The organism is Streptomyces kronopolitis (assembly GCF_014646275.1).
GTDB lineage: Bacteria > Actinomycetota > Actinomycetes > Streptomycetales > Streptomycetaceae > Streptomyces > Streptomyces kronopolitis.
In genome coordinates this window covers 19,372-38,540 of the sequence record NZ_BMND01000033.1, presented here as the reverse complement: position 1 = coordinate 38,540, position 19,169 = coordinate 19,372, and the positions used below count along the sequence as shown (strand labels likewise).

Annotated in this window: 19 protein-coding genes; 9 read left to right on the top strand and 10 right to left on the bottom strand. The window is 73.4% G+C overall.

Translation table 11 applies throughout. The annotated features are described in order from the left end of the window. Positions 1-61: 61 nt before the first annotated feature. Both IEY78_RS27340 and IEY78_RS27335 read right to left on the bottom strand, forming a co-directional pair. Positions 62-1,699: a monocarboxylic acid transporter gene (locus IEY78_RS27340; RefSeq protein ID WP_189102698.1), complete on the bottom strand. Its 1,638-nt coding sequence runs from the start codon at positions 1,697-1,699 to the stop codon at positions 62-64. After that, positions 1,696-2,040 carry a DUF485 domain-containing protein gene (locus IEY78_RS27335; protein WP_189102696.1) on the bottom strand — a complete coding sequence of 115 codons (345 nt, stop codon included), beginning with the start codon at positions 2,038-2,040 and terminating at the stop codon, positions 1,696-1,698. Before IEY78_RS27335 ends, IEY78_RS27340 begins: the two co-directional genes overlap by 4 nt. A gap of 219 nt (positions 2,041-2,259) precedes the next feature. On the opposite strand from IEY78_RS27335, the gene IEY78_RS27330 reads away from it, so the two are divergent. Together IEY78_RS27330 and IEY78_RS27325 are read left to right on the top strand one after the other, a co-directional pair. Beyond that, entirely contained in the window at positions 2,260-2,457 is a 198-nt protein-coding gene (locus IEY78_RS27330; RefSeq protein WP_189102694.1) for a hypothetical protein, read from the top strand. A gap of 186 nt (positions 2,458-2,643) precedes the next feature. Next, complete coding sequence (locus IEY78_RS27325) at positions 2,644-4,158, top strand: S8 family serine peptidase (protein ID WP_189102692.1); 1,515 nt, start codon at positions 2,644-2,646, stop codon at positions 4,156-4,158. Positions 4,159-4,245: 87 nt separating this feature from the next. Here the strand turns inward: IEY78_RS27325 and IEY78_RS27320 are convergent, their stop codons facing one another. The 3 genes from IEY78_RS27320 to IEY78_RS27310 form a co-directional block, all read right to left on the bottom strand. Further along, positions 4,246-5,289 (bottom strand): zinc-dependent alcohol dehydrogenase family protein, encoded by a 1,044-nt coding sequence (locus IEY78_RS27320; protein ID WP_189102690.1) that lies wholly within the window; start codon positions 5,287-5,289, stop codon positions 4,246-4,248. Between the two features lie 63 nt (positions 5,290-5,352). After that, positions 5,353-6,063 carry a lysoplasmalogenase gene (locus IEY78_RS27315; RefSeq protein ID WP_189102688.1) on the bottom strand — a complete coding sequence of 237 codons (711 nt, stop codon included), beginning with the start codon at positions 6,061-6,063 and terminating at the stop codon, positions 5,353-5,355. Next, positions 6,060-6,965: a sterol desaturase family protein gene (locus IEY78_RS27310; protein WP_189102687.1), complete on the bottom strand. Its 906-nt coding sequence runs from the start codon at positions 6,963-6,965 to the stop codon at positions 6,060-6,062. The genes IEY78_RS27315 and IEY78_RS27310 overlap by 4 nt, the downstream gene beginning before the upstream one ends. Before the next feature lie 131 nt (positions 6,966-7,096). On the opposite strand from IEY78_RS27310, the gene IEY78_RS27305 reads away from it, so the two are divergent. Then, on the top strand, positions 7,097-7,825 hold the full coding sequence (locus tag IEY78_RS27305) for a Type 1 glutamine amidotransferase-like domain-containing protein (RefSeq protein ID WP_189102685.1): 729 nt from the start codon (positions 7,097-7,099) through the stop codon (positions 7,823-7,825). A 13-nt stretch (positions 7,826-7,838) separates the two neighbouring features. On the opposite strand, the gene IEY78_RS27300 is transcribed toward IEY78_RS27305, so the two are convergent. The 4 genes from IEY78_RS27300 to IEY78_RS27285 are packed head-to-tail and all read right to left on the bottom strand — an operon-like array spanning position 7,839 to position 12,175. Then, entirely contained in the window at positions 7,839-9,077 is a 1,239-nt protein-coding gene (locus IEY78_RS27300) for an amidohydrolase family protein (protein WP_189102683.1), read from the bottom strand. Next, complete coding sequence (locus tag IEY78_RS27295; RefSeq protein WP_229700204.1) at positions 9,074-10,471, bottom strand: amidohydrolase family protein; 1,398 nt, start codon at positions 10,469-10,471, stop codon at positions 9,074-9,076. The genes IEY78_RS27300 and IEY78_RS27295 overlap by 4 nt, the downstream gene beginning before the upstream one ends. Positions 10,472-10,484: 13 nt before the next feature. Continuing rightward, positions 10,485-11,378, bottom strand: coding sequence for an SDR family NAD(P)-dependent oxidoreductase (locus tag IEY78_RS27290; protein WP_189102681.1), 894 nt, complete (start codon positions 11,376-11,378; stop codon positions 10,485-10,487). Then, on the bottom strand, positions 11,378-12,175 hold the full coding sequence (locus IEY78_RS27285) for an acetoacetate decarboxylase family protein (protein WP_189102679.1): 798 nt from the start codon (positions 12,173-12,175) through the stop codon (positions 11,378-11,380). The genes IEY78_RS27290 and IEY78_RS27285 overlap by 1 nt, the downstream gene beginning before the upstream one ends. Positions 12,176-12,434: 259 nt before the next feature. Here IEY78_RS27285 and IEY78_RS27280 point away from each other — a divergent pair, with 259 nt between their 5' ends. The 6 genes from IEY78_RS27280 (at position 12,435) to IEY78_RS27255 (ending at position 18,526) form a co-directional block, all read left to right on the top strand. Then, positions 12,435-13,067 (top strand): TetR/AcrR family transcriptional regulator, encoded by a 633-nt coding sequence (locus IEY78_RS27280; RefSeq protein WP_189102677.1) that lies wholly within the window; start codon positions 12,435-12,437, stop codon positions 13,065-13,067. Between the two features lie 279 nt (positions 13,068-13,346). Continuing rightward, positions 13,347-14,375, top strand: a complete 1,029-nt coding sequence (locus IEY78_RS27275) for a DEDDh family exonuclease (protein WP_229700203.1) — start codon at positions 13,347-13,349, stop codon at positions 14,373-14,375. A 63-nt stretch (positions 14,376-14,438) separates the two neighbouring features. After that, positions 14,439-14,672, top strand: coding sequence for a metallothionein (locus IEY78_RS27270; protein WP_006606380.1), 234 nt, complete (start codon positions 14,439-14,441; stop codon positions 14,670-14,672). A 298-nt stretch (positions 14,673-14,970) separates the two neighbouring features. Continuing rightward, positions 14,971-15,927: an SURF1 family cytochrome oxidase biogenesis protein gene (locus tag IEY78_RS27265; protein WP_229700202.1), complete on the top strand. Its 957-nt coding sequence runs from the start codon at positions 14,971-14,973 to the stop codon at positions 15,925-15,927. A gap of 54 nt (positions 15,928-15,981) precedes the next feature. Next, complete coding sequence (locus IEY78_RS27260; RefSeq protein ID WP_189102675.1) at positions 15,982-17,766, top strand: glycoside hydrolase family 15 protein; 1,785 nt, start codon at positions 15,982-15,984, stop codon at positions 17,764-17,766. A 4-nt stretch (positions 17,767-17,770) separates the two neighbouring features. Next, positions 17,771-18,526, top strand: a complete 756-nt coding sequence (locus IEY78_RS27255; protein WP_189102673.1) for an SDR family oxidoreductase — start codon at positions 17,771-17,773, stop codon at positions 18,524-18,526. Between the two features lie 34 nt (positions 18,527-18,560). Here the strand turns inward: IEY78_RS27255 and amaP are convergent, their stop codons facing one another. Continuing rightward, positions 18,561-19,166: an alkaline shock response membrane anchor protein AmaP gene (gene amaP, locus IEY78_RS27250; protein WP_189102671.1), complete on the bottom strand. Its 606-nt coding sequence runs from the start codon at positions 19,164-19,166 to the stop codon at positions 18,561-18,563. Positions 19,167-19,169: the final 3 nt, after the last annotated feature.

Sequence of the window (19,169 nt, the reverse complement as noted above, 5' to 3'; positions counted from 1 at the left end):
CCTCGTAGCTCTCTACGACACCGCCCCGCCCGCGCCCTGGAGGACGTCCCGGCGGCCGGCGTCAGTGCGCCCCGGTGCCGGTCAGCGACCGGACCTCCAGCTCGGCGTACTTCGCGGCGTCCGGCTCCTCCGCAGAGAGCACGGATCCCAGCCAGCCGAGCAGGAAGCCCAGCGGGATGGAGATCAGGCCGGGGTTCTCCAGCGGGAAGAAGGCGAAGTGGGCGCCGGGGAACATCGAGGTCTCCTTGCCGGAGACGACCGGGGAGAAGAGCACCAGCAGCACGGAGGAGGCGAGGCCGCCGTAGATGGACCAGAGCGCGCCGCGGGTGGTGAAGCGCTTCCAGAAGAGGCTGTAGAGGAGGGTGGGGAGGTTGGCGGAGGCGGCGACCGCGAAGGCGAGCGCCACCAGTCCGGCGACGTTCAGCCCGCGGGCGAAGACCCCCAGGACGATGGCGGCGCCGCCGATGCCGACGGTCGCCCAGCGGGCCGCGCCGAGCTCCTCCTTCTCGGTGGCCCGGCCCTTGCGCAGCACGTTGGCGTACAGGTCGTGGGCGAAGGACGAGGAGGAGGCGAGGGTGAGTCCGGCGACCACCGCGAGGATGGTGGCGAAGGCCACCGCGGAGATCACGGCGAGCAGGACGGCGCCGCCGGTGGAGCCGGGGCCGCCGCCGAGCTGCTCGGCGAGGAGCGCGGCGGCGGTGTTGCCCGCCTTGTTGGACGCGGTGATCGCCCCGGGCTTCAGGAGCGCGGCGGCGCCGAAGCCGAGCGCGATGGTCATCAGGTAGAAGCCGCCGATGATGCCGATCGCCCAGTTCACGGACTTCCGGGCGGCCTTGGCGGTGGGGACCGTGTAGAAGCGGATGAGGATGTGCGGCAGGCCCGCGGTGCCCAGGACGAGGGCGAGGCCCAGCGAGATGAAGTCGATCTTCGAGGTGGCGGTGGCCCCGTATTTGAGGCCGGGCTCCAGGAAGGCGGAGCCCTTGCCGCTGTTCTCGGCGGCGGCGCCGAGCAGCGCGGAGACGTTGAAGTGGAACTTCAGCGCCACCAGGAAGGTGATCAGCAGGGTGCCGGCGATCAGCAGCACCGCCTTGACCATCTGGACCCAGGTGGTGCCCTTCATCCCGCCGATGGTGACGTAGAGGATCATCATCACGCCGACCAGCACGACGACCAGGATCTTGCCCGCCTCGCTGGTGATGCCCAGGAGCAGGGTGACCAGGGCACCCGCGCCCGCCATCTGGGCGAGCAGGTAGAAGATCGAGACGACGATGGTGGAGACGCCGGCGGCGGTGCGGACCGGGCGCCGGCGCATGCGGTAGGCGAGGACGTCCCCCATGGTGAACCGGCCGGAGTTGCGCAGCGGTTCGGCGACCAGCAGCAGGGCGACGAGCCAGGCGACCAGGAAGCCGATGGAGTAGAGGAAGCCGTCGTAGCCGAAGAGGGCGATGGCGCCGGCGATGCCGAGGAAGGACGCGGCGGACATGTAGTCGCCGGAGATGGCCAGGCCGTTCTGGAAGCCGCTGAACTGCCGGCCGCCGGCGTAGAAGTCCTCCGCGCCGCTGGTCTGCCGGCCGGCCCAGACCGTGAGGCCCAGGGTGGCGGCGACGAAGGCCGCGAAGAGGGTGACGATCAGGCCGCGGTGCTCGCTCGCGCCGCCGGCCGCGAGCGGGAGGGCGAGCACGTCGGGGGAAAGGTTCATACGTCGCCCTCCAGGCGGGACTTGATGGCCTCGGCCCGGGGGTCGAGGCGGGCGGCGGCGTGCCGGGAGTACCACCAGGCGATGAGGAAGGTCGTCGCGAACTGGGCGAGGCCGAGGACGAAGGCGACGTTCAGATGGCCCAGGACCTTGGTGGCCATGAAGCCGCCGGCGTAGCTCGACAGCAGCACGTAGCCGAGGTACCAGGCGAGGAAGGCGACGGTGACCGGAAAGGCGAACGAGCGGTGTGCGCGGCGGAGTTCACCGAATTCCGCGCTCGACTGCACCAGTGCGTAGTCGGGCGGCTCGTGTGTCCCCGGGTCGAGGGTCGGTGCGGCGCTCACGGAGTCTCCTGACGCGAAGAGGCGGGTTCCCGGTGCCGGTCCGGCGGCGCTCCACCCAGCGGGCCGGGACGGCGGTAAAGCTCATATAAGTGAGGTGGATCACGCATGGTAGAGGTGCGTCATACGATGCGACAGGGGTTCGTTGGTTGAATCGCAGAAGAATCCGCGCAATGGCCGCGGCGACCGCCACCGCGCACGGGGCGCTTCGTTGAGCCCGGTGTGAACCCGCCGCCACAGCAGGCCCCGCAGCCCTCCGCTCCGCGCCGGCGCCCCTACGGCAGTGTCCGGCTGCCGGCGCCGCTCCCCGTCGCGCCGCCGACGCCGCACTCCGGCCCGCCCGCCGTCGCGCGCCGCTGGTACGGCCCGCGGGTCACCCTGCCGCTGCTGAGCATCGCCGCCCTGCGGCGCGACGCCTGATCCGCCGCGACGCCCCGGCGCGAATCCGCCGCGGTCCGGCCTGACACGCTCTCAATTCGCCACTCCTGACAGGTTTTCTCCCCGTTCCATTGCTGTCGACCGGTGATCGCCGATAACTTCACGTCTCATGTATCCGCCCGTGCGCAATCCGTGCACGGGCGGTCTCACGGATGATGTGGAGTACCCATGGCTCATCCCCGTTCCAGACGCATGCGGGCGCTGGCCGTTCCGCTCGGACTGGCCCTGACGGCGTCCCTCGGTTTCCTGCCGACCGCGGCCACCGCCGCGTCCGCGGACACCACCCCGGCCGCCGCCGCCTCGGACAGCGGCCCGCTGCTGTCGTACGTCGTGAACGCCACGCCCGGCCACACGATGGCCGGCCGGATAGCGAAGGCGATATCCAAGGCCGGCGGGAAGGTGGTCATCGCCCATGAGCGGATAGGCGTGACCGTCGTCCACTCCGCCAACCCGCAGTTCGCCGCCGAGATGCGCACCGTGCCGGGCGTGCAGTCGGCGGGCGCGACCCGCACCGCGCCGCTGAAGGCGCAGGGCACCACCGACGTCGGCAAGCCGCAGAAGATCGACCTGTCGAAGGCCCAGCTCACGGCGGCCGGCAAGGCGGCGAAGGCGAACGGCGAGGAGCCGCTCGAACCGCTGCAGTGGGACCTGCCCGCCATCAAGGCCGACCAGGCCGCGAAGGTGAACCCCGGCAGCCGGAAGGTCACCGTCGGCATCATCGACACCGGGGTGGACGACACCCACCCCGACCTGAAGCCCAACTTCTCCGCGAAGCAGTCCGCGAACTGCGTGGGCGGCGTGGCCGACACCTCCAAGGGCGCCTGGCGTCCCTGGAATCCGGACGAGGACTACCACGGCACCCATGTCGCGGGCACCATCGCCGCGGCCCGCAACGGCATCGGCGTGGCGGGTGTCGCCCCGGGCGTGAAGATCGCCGCCCTGAAGGTCAGCGAGCCGGAGACCAGCCTCTTCTACGCCGAGAGCGTGGTGTGCGCGTTCGTCTTCGCCGCCGACCACGGCATCTCGGTCACGAACAACAGCTACTACGTCGACCCGTGGATGTTCAACTGCAAGGACGACGCGGACCAGGCCGCCATCATCGACGCGGTCGGCCGGGCGGCGAGCTACGCCCAGCGCAAGGGCGTGCTCAACATCGCCGCGGCGGGCAACTCCGGCCTCGACCTGGCGGCTCCCCAGCTGCCCGACGCCTCCAGCCCGAACGACTCCACCCCGGTCCAGCGCACCGTCAACCCCAAGACCTGCTGGGACGTGCCCACCCAGCTGCCGGGCACGGTGACGGTCGCGGCGACGGGCGTGCACCAGCTCAAGTCGTACTACTCGAACTACGGCCTGGGCCAGATCGATGTGGCCGCACCGGGCGGTGACTCCCGGCAGGTGCCGGAGCTGCCCGCCAAGAACGGCAACATCCTCTCCACCATGCCGGGCGGCGACTGGGCCTACCTGGCCGGCACGTCCATGGCGACCCCGCATGTCGCCGGTGTCGCGGCGCTGCTCAAGAGCGCCCACCCGAAGTCCAGCCCGCAGGAGCTCCAGTGGCTCCTCAAGGAGCAGGCCGACAACCCCGGCTGCCCCACGGGCGACACCACCTGCACCGGCACCAAGCACATCAACAGCCACTTCGGCTACGGCATCGTCGATGCCCTGGACGCGGTGAAGAAGTAACCCCCGGGCCGGTCACGGCCGTTGCGGGAGGGGCCGGGTGGCGTGGATGCCGCCCGGCCCCGGCGTGTCGGGGGGCGCCCCCGTGGCTCAGGGCTTGACCAGTACCTTCAGGGCCGTGCGGTCGTCCATGGCGCGGTAGCCGTCGGGGACGCCGGCGAGGTCGACGGTGAGGTCGAAGACGGGGGCGGGGTCGAGGGTGCCGTCGAGGACGTCGGGGAGCAGTTCGGGGATGTAGCTGCGGACCGGGGCGACGCCGCCGCGGACGGCGATGTTGTGGTTGAAGAGGGCGCGCATGTCCAGGCCGTTGCCGCTGCCGTGCGGGACGCCGACCCAGCCGATGGCGCCGCCGGGGCGGGTGATGCCGACCGCGGTGCCCATCGACTGCTCGGTGCCGACCGCCTCGATGACGGCGTGCGCGCCCTGGCCGCGGGTGAGTTCGCGGACCGCGGCGACGGCCGCCTCGCCGCGCTCGGCGACCACGTCGGTGGCGCCGAAGGTACGGGCGATGTCGGTGCGTGCCTGATGGCGGCCGAGGGCGATGATCCGCTCGGCGCCCAGCCGCCTGGCGGCCAGGACCGCGCACAGGCCCACCGCGCCGTCGCCGACCACCGCGACCGTGGAGCCGGGCCGCACGCCCGCGCCCAGGGCGGCGTGGTGGCCGGTGCCCAGGACGTCGGTGAGCGCCAGCAGGCCGGTCAGCAGCCGGTCGTCGCCCGCGGCCTCGGCGGGCAGCTTGACGAGGGTGGCGTCGGCGTACGGCACCCGGACGGCCTCGCCCTGGCCGCCGTCGGAGCCGGGGTCGCCCCAGAAGCCGCCGTCCACACACGAGGTGGTCAGGCCGTCGGCGCAGTACTCGCACTCGCCGTCGGACCACATGAAGGGGGCCACGACCAGGTCGCCCACCGACAGGCCGGTGACCTCGGCGCCGGTCTCGGCGATCACTCCGAGGAACTCGTGCCCGATCCGCTGGCCCTTCTCGCGCGCCGCCGATCCGCGGTACGCCCACAGGTCGCTGCCGCAGATACAGGCCCGCAGCACCTGGACGACGGCGTCGTGCGGCTTGCGGACGGCGGCGTCGGGGACCTCGTCGACACGTATGTCATGGGCGGCGTGGATGGTGGTGGCGCGCATGCGGCGGCTTTCCTCGTTCTGCTCGGGGTGCGGTGGACGTACCCGCCGTACGGTACGCCCGCGCTATCGCACACCTGTCCCCGGGAGCGCCGGGGCCGGCCGGGGCGCGGGCCGCGGGGCCGTGCCCGCGAGCGTCCGCAACACGCCCTCGGCCAGGGCGTACTGGGCCGCGGCGTAGGTGAACATGATCCAGAACTGGGGCAGCGGCGGCTGCGGCCAGTGAGCGATGCCACTGGCGATGAGGGTGTCGGAGAGCAGGAAGAGCAGCCCGCCGAGCGCGGCCCACGGGCCCGCCCGCAGCGCCCCGAACGCCATCGCGGTGAGCAGCAGGCTGTAGCCGGCGACCGGGATCCGCAGCTCGGCCGGGAGGTCGGGCCACAGCAGGACGACGGTGACGGCGAGCACGGCGCCGTAGCCGGTGGCGAGCGCGGGGGTGCGGCCGGGCCGGCCGCCGCCGGGCGCCGTCCCGTGCCGGACGAACAGCAGCAGGTAGCAGACGTGCCCGGCGGCGAAGGAGCCCATGCCCACCAGGAAGGCGAGGTCCCCGCCGATCTGGAGGAAGGTGTCGCCGCCGCAGCCGAACAGCAGGGCGCCGGCGAGCAGCGGCGGGCCGCCGCGGGCCAGCGCGTAGCCGGTGAGCACCGGCATCAGCGCGGGCTTGGTGAGCTGTGCGACGGCGGTCACGCCGCCGAGCAGCGCGCCGAGGTGCACCAGGGCCAGGGCGGCGAAGATCCACAGCAGGGGCCCCGCGGCCCGCGGCCACCGTGCGCTCACGCGGCGGGCTCCTCGACGGAGGCGCGCGCCTGCGGGCCGGGGCCCGCGGCCGGTGCGCCCGCGGCGGCCCGCTCGGCCGGCTGCCAGCCCGGTCCGCCGAAGACCCGCCCGGCGCGCTCGCGCCAGCTGTCCGCGGCGCGCAGGTCGCGGGCGATGGCGGCGTACTCGTGGGTGGCCACCCGCAGCGGGTTGAAGCTCTCGACGTTCTTGGTGAGTCCGTATACCGGCCGCTCGGTCTCGGCGACGAACGAGCCGAACATCCGGTCCCAGATGATCAGGATCCCGCCGTAGTTGCGGTCCAGGTACCCGCCCTGCGAGGCGTGGTGGACCCGGTGGTGGGAGGGGGTGTTGAGGACGAACTCGATGGGGCGGGGCAGTTTGCCGACCCGTTCGGTGTGCACCCAGAACTGGTAGACGAGGTTGGCCCCGGAGGTGAAGGCGATCGCGGCCGGGTGCACGCCCAGGGCGATCATCGGGACGTAGAAGGGCCAGACGGTCCAGGTCGTCCAGGGCTGCCGCAGGGCGGTGGTGAGGTTGAACTTCTTGCTGGAGTGGTGGACCACGTGGCAGGCCCACAGGATGCGGATGACGTGGTGCCCGCGGTGCGACCAGTAGTAGAAGAAGTCCTGGGCGAGCAGCATCAGCGGCAGCGTCCACCACAGGATGGGTATCCGCAGCGGGGTCAGCTCGTAGACCGCGGCGTAGATCGCCACGATGGGGATCTTCCACAGCGCGTCGAAGACCAGGCTGCCCAGGCCCATGCCGATGCTGGTGGCGGCGTCCTTGGCCTCGTAGCCCTCCGCCTCCTCGTCGGGATGCAGGCGGTAACTCACCATCTCGATCACGGCGAGCAGGACGAAGGCCGGGATGGACCACAACAGGACATCGGGCAGGTGCGGCATGCCCCGCACCATAAAGGCGTGGACGGCGGTGCCGCTAGGGGTTGTTACCGAGAAGTATGTGAGACGCATCGTCAGCTGCGGTGTGACGGTGTACTCCCCCGTACTTCCCCCACGACCCGAATCGAGGTCCGATGACCGGCACCCCCACCCCCGCCCTCGTCCTGCTCGGCGGCGGCTTCTCCCACGGCTCCGACCCGCTCCTCGACGACTTCGTGCTGGCCGCCTCGGGACGGGCGCGGCCGCGGATCTGCTTCCTGCCCACCGCGAGCGGCGACGCGCCCGGCTACGTCGAGCGGTTCCACACGGCGTTCGACGAGCGGGACTGCGAGCCGAGCCATCTGGAGCTGTTCCACCGCACGGTGGACGATCTGCGGGCATTCGTCCTGGCGCAGGACATCGTCTACGTCGGGGGCGGCAACACCGCCAACATGCTCGCCGTCTGGCGGGCGCACGGCCTGGACTCCGTCCTGCGCGAGGCCTGGGCGGCGGGGGTGCTGCTGTGCGGCATCAGCGCCGGGGCGTGCTGCTGGTTCGAGAGCGCGTTCTCCGACTCCTTCGGCCCGGCCGCGCCGCTCGCCGACGGGCTGGGGCTGCTGCCGGGCAGCCTGTGCCCGCACTACGACAGCGAGCCGGGGCGCCGTCCCGGCTATCTGGCGGCCGTCGGCGGCGGTGCGCTGCCCGGCGGCTGGGCGGTCGACGACGGCACCGCCGCGCTGTTCGCCGGCGGCCGCCCGGTGGAGGTGGTCACCCGGAAACCGGGCGCCACCCTGCACCGGGTGACCGCCGGCGCGGACGGCGCGGCACGGGAGGCGGCGCAGGCGGCCCGGGTGCTGGGGGCTCAGGGCGGGGCGGGGGCGTGAGGCCGGGGCGCCGTCACCACACCCGTACCGACCCGCCCGGTGCGAACGCCGGGCTGGTGGCGTCCTCGGGGACCTTGTCCAGCGGCTCGGCGATCTCGGCGACGGCCGGGCCGACGCGGGCCGCGAGCGGGGCGAGGAAATCGAGGTCGAAGCCGTAGACACGGGCCGCGTTGGTGCCGAGCAGGGCGGCGACCTCCTCGTACGGCAGGCCGGCGTAGGCCAGGCGGAGCGCCTCGCGGGTGTAGGGGTGGGTGCCTTCGTCGTGGGGGTAGTCGCTGCCCCACATGATCTTGTCGAGGCCGATCCGGTGGCGGAGCGGGACCTCGTGCGGGCGCATGAAGCTGGCGCCGACGAAGCAGTGCTCGCGCCACAGCTGCGCCGGGGTGCCGCCCATGGCCTCGGCCAGCCCGGCGCCGAACTTGGCCTCGGCGGTGGCGGCCCGGGACGCGGCCAGCCGGCCGTGGTAGTAGTCCAGCATGTCCAGCACGCCGGGGATCCAGCCGGAGCCCTGTTCGGTGAGGACGAGCCGGAGGCCGGGGTGGCGGCGGAAGGCCCCGCCGAAGATCAGGTGCCACAGCGCGCGGTGCGAGAACCAGGTCGTCTCGACCATGAACACGGCGCGGGCGGCGGGTTCGTCGCCGAGCGGCGGGGAGGCGGAGCCGCCGTGGTGGTTGACGGGGACCTCCAGTTCCGCGCAGACCGCCCAGAGGGGGTCGTAGATCTCGGAGTGCAGTTCGGGCAGGCCGGATCCTGGCGGGGTCCCGGGAAGCAGGATGCCGCCGGTGAGACCGGCCTCCTTGGTGCGGCGGACCTCCCGCACGGCCTCGTCGACGTCGTGCAGGAGGATCTGGGCGACGCCGGCCCGCCGGCCGGGGGCCTGGCCGCAGAAGTCGGCGAGCCAGCGGTTGTGGGCGCGCAGGCCCGCCCAGCGCAGCGCGCGCTCCTCGCCGGTGGGCGCCGGGGCCACCAGGGCCGCGGAGGGGAAGAACGGTGGGATGGTGTTGGGGAAGACGACCTCGGCGACGATGCCGTCGGCCTCGAGTTCGGCCAGCCGGCGCGCGGAGTTCCAGTTGCGGTCGGCGGAGTCGGCCAGCAGGTCCTCGTACGGATTGACGTAGGCCACGGCCCAGGCGTCGAAGGCCTCGTGGTGCCGGGAGGGCAGATACGGCCGGTAGTCGAGGAGGTCGGCCCCGGCGTGGCAGTCGGCGGAGATGACGGTGTGGCGCTCCGCGGTCCGCCGCTGCTCGGTCATCGGTCGGCCCCCAGTACCGGGAAGTCGCGGTCGGTCAGCCAGTGGCGGCCCGTCTCGCGCGAGCGGGCCCACGAGGCCTCGACGGCCCGCTGGTCGGCGGACTGCCCGAGTCCGGCCGGGGTGGGGCCGATGCGGCGGGCCAGCGGGGCCAGCGCGGCGGTGTCGAAGCCGAAGGCCTCGGCGGCGGACAGGCCGAGCATCCGCCGGGTCTCGGCCACCGGGATGTCGTGGAAGGTCTTCGTCAGCCAGCCGCGGGTGTCGGGCCAGGTACCCTCGGGGTGCGGGAAGTCGCTGCCCCACAGGATGTTGTCGACGCCGATCTCGTAGCGCTGGGCGAGTTCGCGGCGCTTGGTGTTGGTGGCGCAGACGAAGACCTGCCGGTCGAGGTACTCGTGCGGCGGACGGGTGAGGGCGGCGAACGGGGAGAGCTTCTTGCCGCCGTGGGCGCCCAGGTAGAGGCGGTCCATGAACCACAGGAGGTTGGGCAGCCACCAGCAGCCGGATTCGGCGATGCCGAACCGCAGGCCCGGGTGGCGTTCGAAGACCCCGGACCACAGCAGGAACCACAGCGGGCGGGCCGGCCACCAGGTCACCTCGGAGACGAAGATCCCCAGGTGATCCCCGTACTCGTGGCGGGGCGAGGACCCGGAGTGGGTCAGCACCGGCATCGCGCACTCGGCGGCCGCCGCCCACACCGGGTCGTAGCGGCGGTCGTGGTACGGGGCGTGGGCGCCCCACATGGCGGGGATCATCAGGGCGCCGAGCCCGGACTCCCGGGCACGGTGGATCTCCTCGACGACGGTGCCGGTCTCTGCCGTGACCGGCAACAGGGCGACGCCGCAGTGCCGTTCGGGGTGCGCGGAGACGAAGTCGGCGAGCCAGCGGTTGTGCGCCCGGGCGCCCGCCATGCCCAGCTCCGGGTCCTGGTCGCCGGAGAGGCCCAGGCCCACGCCGAAGGGGGCGGCCGTCCCGCTGTCGACGGCGTCCGCGTCCGGGAAGACGACCTCCGCCGCCACCCCGTCGCCGTCGAGCTCCTTGATCCGCTGCGCGGGGTCCCAGCCGCCGCGCAGGCCCTCCTCGTGGTCGCGGAACCAGCGCTCGGCGAAGGCGTCGTTGCGGATGCCCAGGCGGGTGGCCTCCGCGCGGCGGGCGTCGCGCTGCCCGAGGAACTCGTCGAAGGGGCGGTGGAATCGGGCCTCCAGATAGGGGCGGTACTCCTCGGTGGGGAGTCCGGCGTGGCAGTCGGAGGAGATGATCAGGTACGGCTCGTCCGGATCCGGCCGCGCGCCGGGCCGGTGCGCGGGGCCCTGACGCTGCTCGGGGCCCTGGTGCTGCGCGGGAGGCCGCCCCTGCTCGGGGAACTGCGGGTCCGGGGAACCCTGCGGGTCCGTCATGGCGGAACCTCCCTCAGTCGTCCGGGTCGAGGATGAAGTGCTCCAGATACGCCGGGGCGGAGCGGTCCAGCATCGAGGCGGACCGCGCCCTGATCTGCGCGTCGGTGTGCGCGGCGGGCGGCAGCAGCCAGAAGCGGCCGGCCCGGACGCCGTCCACGACCTGCTCGGCGACGTCCTCCAGGGGCGTGAAGGCCACCTCGCGTCCGGCCTCCTTCATCGCCGCCTCCCACTCCGCCAGGCTGCGGTACGGGGTGCGGCGCGGCCGGGTCTTGGCGTAGCGCTCGGGCCTGTTGCGGTGCGACTCCCACAGGCCGGTGCGCAGCATGTGCGGGCCGGGGAAGAGCACCGAGGCGCCGACGGGGGCGCGTTCGGCCGTCAGATGCGCGTACAGCGACTCGGTCATGGTCACCACGGCCGCCTTGGTGACGGCGTAGACGGACGCGGTGGGCAGCGGCGCGACGCCGCCGTCGGTCGAGGAGGTGTTGACGACATGGCCGGCCTCCCCGCCCGCCAGCATCCGGGGCACGAAGCACTGCACGCCGTGGAAGACGCCCCAGATGTTCACCGCGAACGCCCATTCCCAGTCGCGCGGATCGTGCTCCCACATCCGCCCCTCGGCGCCGGAGCCCACCCCCGCGTTGTTGCACAGCAGATGGACCGCGCCGAAGGCGTCGTAGGCGGCGTCGGCGAGCGCCTCGACCTCCTCGCGGACGCTGACGTCCACGGTGTGCGCCAGCACGCGGGCGCCCTGTGCGGCCAGCTCATCGGCGGCGGCGTGCAGCGGCTCGCGCGCCACGTCCGCGAGGACGACGGCCATTCCCTCCGCGGCGAAGCGGCGCGCCATGGCCAGACCGATCCCGCTCGCGGCGCCGGTGACGACCGCGACCTGCCCTGCCCGCAGTTCCATCAGGCGCTCCCCTCGGGCGGGCCGTCGAGCAGCTGCTGCGGATCGTCGTAGCGCTGGTGGACGTAGGGCAGCAGGTCCCGGGCGGCGACCCGCTCGACGACCCGGCCCCGCTGGTCGCTGGTCTTCTCGCCGAGGGTGAGTGCGACGAGGGTGCGGACGGGGAGGTCGGCGACGGGGTCGTACCGCGACTCCCGGAGGACGACCTCGCCGGTGACCCGCTCCAGGGTGCGGAACCTCTCGTGGCGCAGGCAGTGCACCAGCACCGGGTCGGCGTCGAATCCCGAACCGTCCACGGCGGGCAGGAACTTGAAGTAGAAGTCGGTCTTCCCGGCCGGCTCCGGGACCGGCAGCGGGCCGCTCACCTCGCCGCGGATCTCGACGAAGGCGATCCCGTGCCGGACGAGCGCGGCGCGCACCGCCGTGCCGTCGCGCTCGACGGTGACCTCGCCCAGCTTCTTCGGTTCGCCGAAGACCTCACGGCCGCCGGTCAGGGCCCGCTCGTGGGTCATCGGCATGACGAGCGGATACCAGCCCTCGGTGCCGCGGTGCGCGGCCGCGACGGCGACCGAGCCCGCGCCGAGGGGGTAGCCGGGCAGCTCGACCCGGCTGACGGTGGCCCGGACCAGGGGGCGTCCGGTGGGGACCAGCGGCGGCGGCAGCACGGCCGCGACCGCCTCCGGGTCGCTCTCCCATACGGCGACCACGCCGGTGGACCAGATGTCGGGAATCCGTGCCCCGGCGGCGCGCGCCGCGGCGATCTCCGCCTCGGTGCGCGCTCCGTAACGTACGCGTGCCATGAACTACCACCCTTCGCCGTCGTGACTCACGGGGGTCGTGCCAGGCGCCTGTAACACTGTTACACCGCCCCGCGCGAAGGGTAAAGAGGCGCGAGGGGGAGGGAGTTGGGGCGGGGGGGTGGGTGAGGTGGGGCTTGGGGTGGGGTCGGGGACAGCTCCGGGCTGGCTCCGGGGCGACTCCGGGGCGACTCCGGGTCAGCTCGGGGATGGCTCGGGGGTGGCCCGGCCGAGGGTGTGGGAAGAGTGAGGAGTGGGGCCCATGACACGCAGCGCGCTGACCGGCGACGAGGTGCTGACGGCCGCCGCCCGGCTGGTGCGGGCGCACGGCCCCGCGGCACTGACCATGCGCCGGCTCGCCACGGAGCTGGGCACCGCCGTCACCTCCATCTACTGGCACGTCGGCAACCGCGAGTCCCTGCTGGACGCGCTCGTGGAGCGCACCGTCCGGGAGATGGGCGAGATCCACCCCACGGGACGCACCCCGCACGCGCGCATCGTCTCGGTCGCCCGGGCGCTGTACACGGCGCTGCGCGAGCGCCCGCAGCTCATCGCGATGGTGCACGAACGCGGCCTGACGGAGCGGATGTTCCTGCCCGCGCAGCAGGCGCTGGTCCATGAGATGCACGCCGCCGGACTGTGCGGCGAAACGGCCGCCGAGGCGGTGCGTGCCGTCCAGTTCCAGGTCGTCGGCTTCGTCCTGGTCGAACGCAACCGTGAGCGGTCGCCGCAGCAGCACCCGAGCGAGGGCGAACTGTGGGACTCCCCCACCGCCGGCCACGATCCGGCACTGGCCCGCGCGCTGGCCGGCCCGGTCGACACGGAGCGGCTGTTCGATGTCGCGCTGGAGGCCCTGGTGCGGTCGCTGCTCCTCTGCCCCGGAGGGGGCGCGTGAAGGGAGGGCAGGGGTGACGGGTTCGCCTGAGTGGCACTCACGTCCGGCACGGCCTGGCGGCTCGCCGTAAGCAGCGGCTGCGCAAAGCGTGCAGCCACCCGCCGGTTTGTGGGGTTTCTTCCGCCAGGCCCCGTAGGTGGGGATTCCCCCGCACCCTTCCCGGCCCCCCGTCAACTCGTGCTCCTGTCCGGGATTTGTGGTGGTGTCGGGTGTGCGGTGGGGTGGTGGGGGTGATGGCGGTTCGGTGGCTGTCGGTGTCGGCCCGTATCCTCAGTGACCATGCTCGAAGACCGCATGGCAGCAGCCGACCCGATCGCGCCGAAGATCGGGCAGCAGCCGGGCCCGCAGACGCCGCCGGCGCACTGGCCGTCCGCGTATCCCCAGGGGTACGCGGTGGTCGACGTGGAGACCACGGGCCTGGCCCGTGACGACCGGATCATCTCCGCCGCCGTGTACCAACTCGACGCCCAGGGCGAGGTCCAGGACCACTGGTACACGCTCGTCAACCCGCAGCGGGATCCGGGGCCGGTCTGGATCCACGGTCTGACCAGCTCCGTGCTCGCCGATGCCCCGCTCTTCCCGGACATCGTTCCGGAGCTGTCGAAGCGGCTCGAGGACCGGGTGCTGGTCGCCCACAACGCCATGTTCGACTGGTCGATGATCGCCCGCGAGTACGCCCGCGCCGCGGCGACCGCACCGGTGCGCCAGCGGCTGTGCACCATCGCCCTGTCCAAGGAGCTGGGGCTGCCGCTGCCCAACCACAAGCTGGAGTCGCTCGCCTCCCACTACGGCGTGGTGCAGCAGCGCGCCCACCATGCGCTGGACGACGCCCGGGTGCTGGCTGAGGCGTTCCGCCCCAGTCTGCGGCGGGCCGCGCGGGAGAATCTGCGGCTGCCGCTGCTGACCTGCCAGCCGCTGACGGAATGGTCGGACACCCCCGCGCCCCGGCAGCACCCCACCACCTCGTCGTACCGCCCCACGACCTGGCGGCCGTCCCGTAAGCGCCCGGCGTGCCCCTACCCCAACCCGGGGCGCTACGAGGAGGGCGGCCGGCTCGTCCAGGGGATGCGGGTCGCCTTCTCCGGGGACACCTCCGTGGACCGCGAGCTGTTGGAGGACCGGGCCATCGAGGCCGGGCTGCATGTCGCCACGAGCGTGTCCCGGCTGACCAGCCTGCTGGTGACCAACGACCCCGACGCCCGGACGTCCAAGACCGCCAAGGCCGCCTCGTTCGGCACGGTCGTGATCGACGAGGCGGCCTTCATGCAACTGCTCCAGGACGTGGCACCGGCGCCCGCGTCCGGGTGAAGCCCGGTCAACACACCCGCCGCCGCCTCGCCCCGCGCGGGTGACGCCCGCACCCTGTGGCGCATGGCACGTTGTGAGGTCTGCGGAAACGAATACGGCATGACGTTCGAGGTGCACGCGCAGGGCGCGGTGCATGTCTTCGACTGTTTCGCCTGCGCCATCCACCGCATGGCGCCGATCTGTGAGCACTGCCGGTGCCAGATCATCGGCCAGGGCGTCGAGGCCGACCAGAAGTGGTACTGCGGTGCCCACTGCGCCCGCTCCGACGGGAGGGTGGGCATCGTCGACCGGGTGTGAGCCGAGGGGGCCGCGGGCGAGCGCGGGCAGGCGGTGAGCCCGCGGGCGTGGGCCGACGGGACCGCCCACCGTGCCCGCCCGTGCCCTCCGTACCCGCGGTATCCCCGCATGACCCGCGGTCTCCCCCCATGCCAGCCGGACCGGAGCACGGGATCCCCGGCAGGCCCCGCCCAACACCCGGCAGCCCCCGCCCAGCGCTCGTCAGGCCCCGACAACCCCCGCCGGTCCCCGACAGGCCACACGGGACCGACCGGCCCCGCCGCCCGGGCGCCCGGGCGCCCCAGGTACCGTCAAAGCCGTGTACCGCTTCCTGTTGTCCCGGCAGTGGGTGATCGTCACCCTCGTGGCCCTTCTGCTGATCCCCGTCATGATCAAGCTGGGCTTCTGGCAGCTCCACCGCCACCAGCACAAGGTGGCGCAGAACCAGCTCATCGCGAGCAGCCTGGCGGCCCGCCCGGTGCCGGTCACCGAGCTGACCGCCCCCGGCCGGACCCTCCCGCGGCACGACATGTGGCGCACGGTCACCGCCACCGGCACCTTCGACACCGCGCACGAGGTCGTGGTCCGCCAGCGCACCGCCGCCGACGAGCAGAGCATCGGCTACTACGTGCTCAGCCCGCTGGTGCTGGGCGACGGGCGGGCCGTGCTGGTCAACCGCGGCTGGATCTCGGCGGGCGACGACCTCACCAAGTTCCCGGACGTCCCGGCAGCCCCCAAGGGCAAGGTCACCGTGACCGGCCGGATGATGGCCGACGAGACCACCGCGTACAGCGGGATCAAGGACACCAAGGGCCTGCCCCCGCGCCAGATCATGCTGATCAACAGCAAGGAGCTGGCGAAGCGGATGGGCCGGCCGACCCTCGGCGGCTACATCGAGCAGACCGGGCCCAAGCCGCCCGGCGGCACCCCGGAGCTGGTCCCCGAGCCCGACCACGACTCCATCGGCCCGCACATGGCCTACGCGGTCCAGTGGTGGCTGTTCGCGGCGGCGGTACCGGTCGGCTGGACCATCCTGGTCCGCCGCGAGCGCCAGGACCGTGCGGAGGCCGCGGCCAAGGAGGCCGGGGAGGCCGCCGAACCCAGCGAGCCCCGCGAGAGCGGCGACGCCGGGAACGGCGAGGAAGGTACGGACGACAACGGTGCGGACGGCAACGGCGAGGACGGCCGGACCGAAGGCAGCGGCGAGCCCGCCGACACCACCGAGCCCGCCGATCCCGCCCCCGCCGGCGAGACCCCCGCGCCCACCCGCGGGTAGCCCGGACAGCCGCCCCACCGCGTAGCGCGGGCGCCGGGCGGGAAGGTCCGAGGCGTGCATCCACATATCGAGGACTACGCGCTCATCGGCGATCTGCAGACCGCCGCCCTCGTCGGCCGCGACGGCTCCATCGACTGGCTGTGCCTGCCCCGCTTCGACTCCGGCGCCTGCTTCGCGGCGCTCCTGGGCGGCAAGGGCAACGGCCACTGGCGGGTGGCGCCCCGGTCCGAGGAGGCCCGCGCGCAGCGCTCGTACCGCGGGGATTCGCTGATCCTCGACACGGTGTGGGAGACCCCCACCGGCAGCGTCCGGGTGATCGACTTCATGCCGCAGCGCGACCGCGCGCCCGAGGTCGTACGGATCGTGGAGGGCCTGCGCGGCAGCGTCGAGATGCGCAGCGAGCTGCGGCTGCGCTTCGACTACGGGCGGGTGGTGCCGTGGGTGCGCGCCGCGGAGGGTGCCCGGGTCGCGGTCGCCGGGCCGGATTCCGTGTGGCTGCGTACCCCGCCGCAGAGCAGCACCTACGGCAAGGACTTCAGCACCCGCTCGGACGTCACCGTCGCCGAGGGCGAGCGCGCCGCGTTCGTGCTGACCTGGCACCCCTCGCACGAGCCGCGGCCGACCCTGATCGACCCCCACACGGCGCTCCAGGAGACCCTGGACGACTGGCACGCCTGGTCGGGGCGCTGCCGCTACAACGGGCCCTACCGCGAGGCCGTGATGCGCTCGCTGATCACCCTCAAGGCGCTCACCTACGCGCCGACCGGCGGCATCGTGGCGGCCCCCACCACCTCGCTGCCCGAGGAGCTGGGCGGGGTGCGCAACTGGGACTACCGCTACTGCTGGCTGCGCGACGCCAGCCTCACCCTGAACTCCCTGCTGTCCGCGGGCTATCTGGAGGAGGCCGGAGCCTGGCGGGACTGGCTGCTGCGGGCGGTGGCCGGCGCCCCCGACGATCTGCAGATCATGTACGGGCTGGCCGGTGAGCGGCGGCTGCCGGAGGCCGAGCTGCCGTGGCTGACCGGGTACTGCGACTCCGCGCCGGTGCGGATCGGCAACGCCGCCGTCGAACAGCGCCAGCTCGATGTCTACGGCGAGGTGCTCGACTCCTTCCACATCGCGCGGGAGGCCGGACTGCCGTCGGAGCCGCACGCCTGGAGCATCCAGCGCGCCCTGACGGAGTATCTGGAGTCCACCTGGCGCGACCCCGACGAGGGGCTGTGGGAGATCCGCGGGCCGCGCCGGCACTTCGTGCACTCCAAGGTCATGGCCTGGGTCGCGGCCGACCGGGCGGTGCGGGCGATCGAGGCGAATCCGCGGTTCGGCGGGGACGTCGACCGCTGGCGGGCGATGCGCGAGGACGTCCGCCGCGAGGTGTGCGAGCGCGGTTACGACGCCGAGCGCGGCACCTTCACCCAGTTCTACGGCTCGAAGGAACTGGACGCCGCGACCCTGCTGATCCCCCGGGTCGGCTTCCTGCCCCCGGACGATCCGCGGGTGCTGAACACCATCGACACGGTGCGCCGGGAGCTGACGCACGACGGTCTGGTCCGCCGCTACAGCACCGAGGGCGGCTCGGTCGACGGGCTGCCGGGCGGCGAGGGCACCTTCCTGGTCTGCTCGTTCTGGCTCGCCGACGCGCTCCAGCTGAGCGGCCGGCGCGACGAGGCCAGGGAGTTGTTCGAGCGGCTGCTGGACCTGCGCAACGACCTGGGGCTGCTCTCCGAGGAGTACGACCCGGCGGCCGGGCGCCAGCTGGGCAACTTCCCGCAGGCCTTCAGCCACATCGGCCTGGTGGGGACCGCCTTCGGCCTTCTCGACGGGGAAGCGGCAGACTAGGGCCATGGATCTCGGACTCACTGACCGGACGTACCTCCTGACCGGGGCGACCCGCGGTCTCGGCTTCGCCACCGCCCGTGCGCTGGTCGCCGACGGCGCCCGGGTCGTCCTCACCGGGCGCACGGAGGAGAGCGCGGCCGCGGCCGCCGCCTCGCTCGGCGAGCGCGCCCTGGGCGTGGCGGCCGACAACGCCGACGCCGATGCCGCCGACCGCCTGCTGGCGACGGCCCGGGCGCACTTCGGGCGGCTGGACGGCGTGCTCATCAGCGTGGGCGGCCCGGCGCCCGGCAGCGCCGCCGACACCACCGACTCCCAGTGGCAGTCGGGCTTCGAGTCGGTGTTCCTCGGCGCGGTACGGCTGGCCCGGGCTGCCGCCGCCGAGCTGTCGGAGGGCGGGGTGATCGGCATGGTGCTGTCCGGGTCGGTGCACGAGCCGATCAGCGGCCTGACCGTCTCCAACGGGCTCCGCCCCGGGCTGGCCGGCTTCGCCAAGTCGCTCGCCAACGAGGTGGGGCCGCGCGGCATCCGCGTCCTGGGGGTGCTGCCCGGCCGGATCGCCACCGACCGGATGACCCAGCTCGACGCGCTCTCCGGCGACCCGGAGGCCAGCCGCGCCCGCAACTGCGCGGCCATCCCGCTGGGCCGCTACGGCACTCCGGAGGAGTTCGGCCGGACCACGGCGTTCCTGCTGTCGCCGGCCGCCTCGTATGTCACCGGTGTGATGGTGCCGGTGGACGGCGGGGCCCGGCGCGGCTTCTGACGCACCGCCGGGCCTTCGCCCAGGGGCTTTGGCCCTAACTGACCCGTTCGGGGCGGTGTTTGACCGCCCGCAACCGGACCTCGGCCGGCAGCTGTTCGAGCCCGGCCGACCGGCGGGCGTGCGCCATCGCCTCGTGGGACAGCCGCCGCAGGACGCCTCCGGGGTCGGCGTGCGGGGTCAGCGCCAGCAGTCCCCGGACCCGGGGCGCGGTCCGGCGGCCGGTCAGCACCACACCGGCCCGGTCGACGCCGTCCAGCGACTCCGTCTCGGCCGCGAGGGCCGCCGCCAGCGCCCGGCCGCGCAGGACGGCGCCCTCGCCGTCGCCGCTGTCGACGAGGATCTCCTGGAGCCGGTGGCGCCGCAGCTGGGACAGCAGCCACCACAGCATCAGCAGCACGAAGACGGCCAGGGCGGCGATGACGACCGGCCACCACCAGCCCTGGTGCGTCCAGCGGGTGCGGTCGTGCGCGGGGAGCGGCACCGCGCCGGGCCCGTGCCAGGGCCAGCCGGCGGGCAGGCGGAGATGCCACTTCGCGGGCAGGTTCAGGCCGCCGAACAGCACCGCGGCCCCGGTGCCGAACAGCACCGCTCCGACCAGGCCGAGCAGCACCCGGTTGATCGTTCTGCGCACCCTGTGCATCGG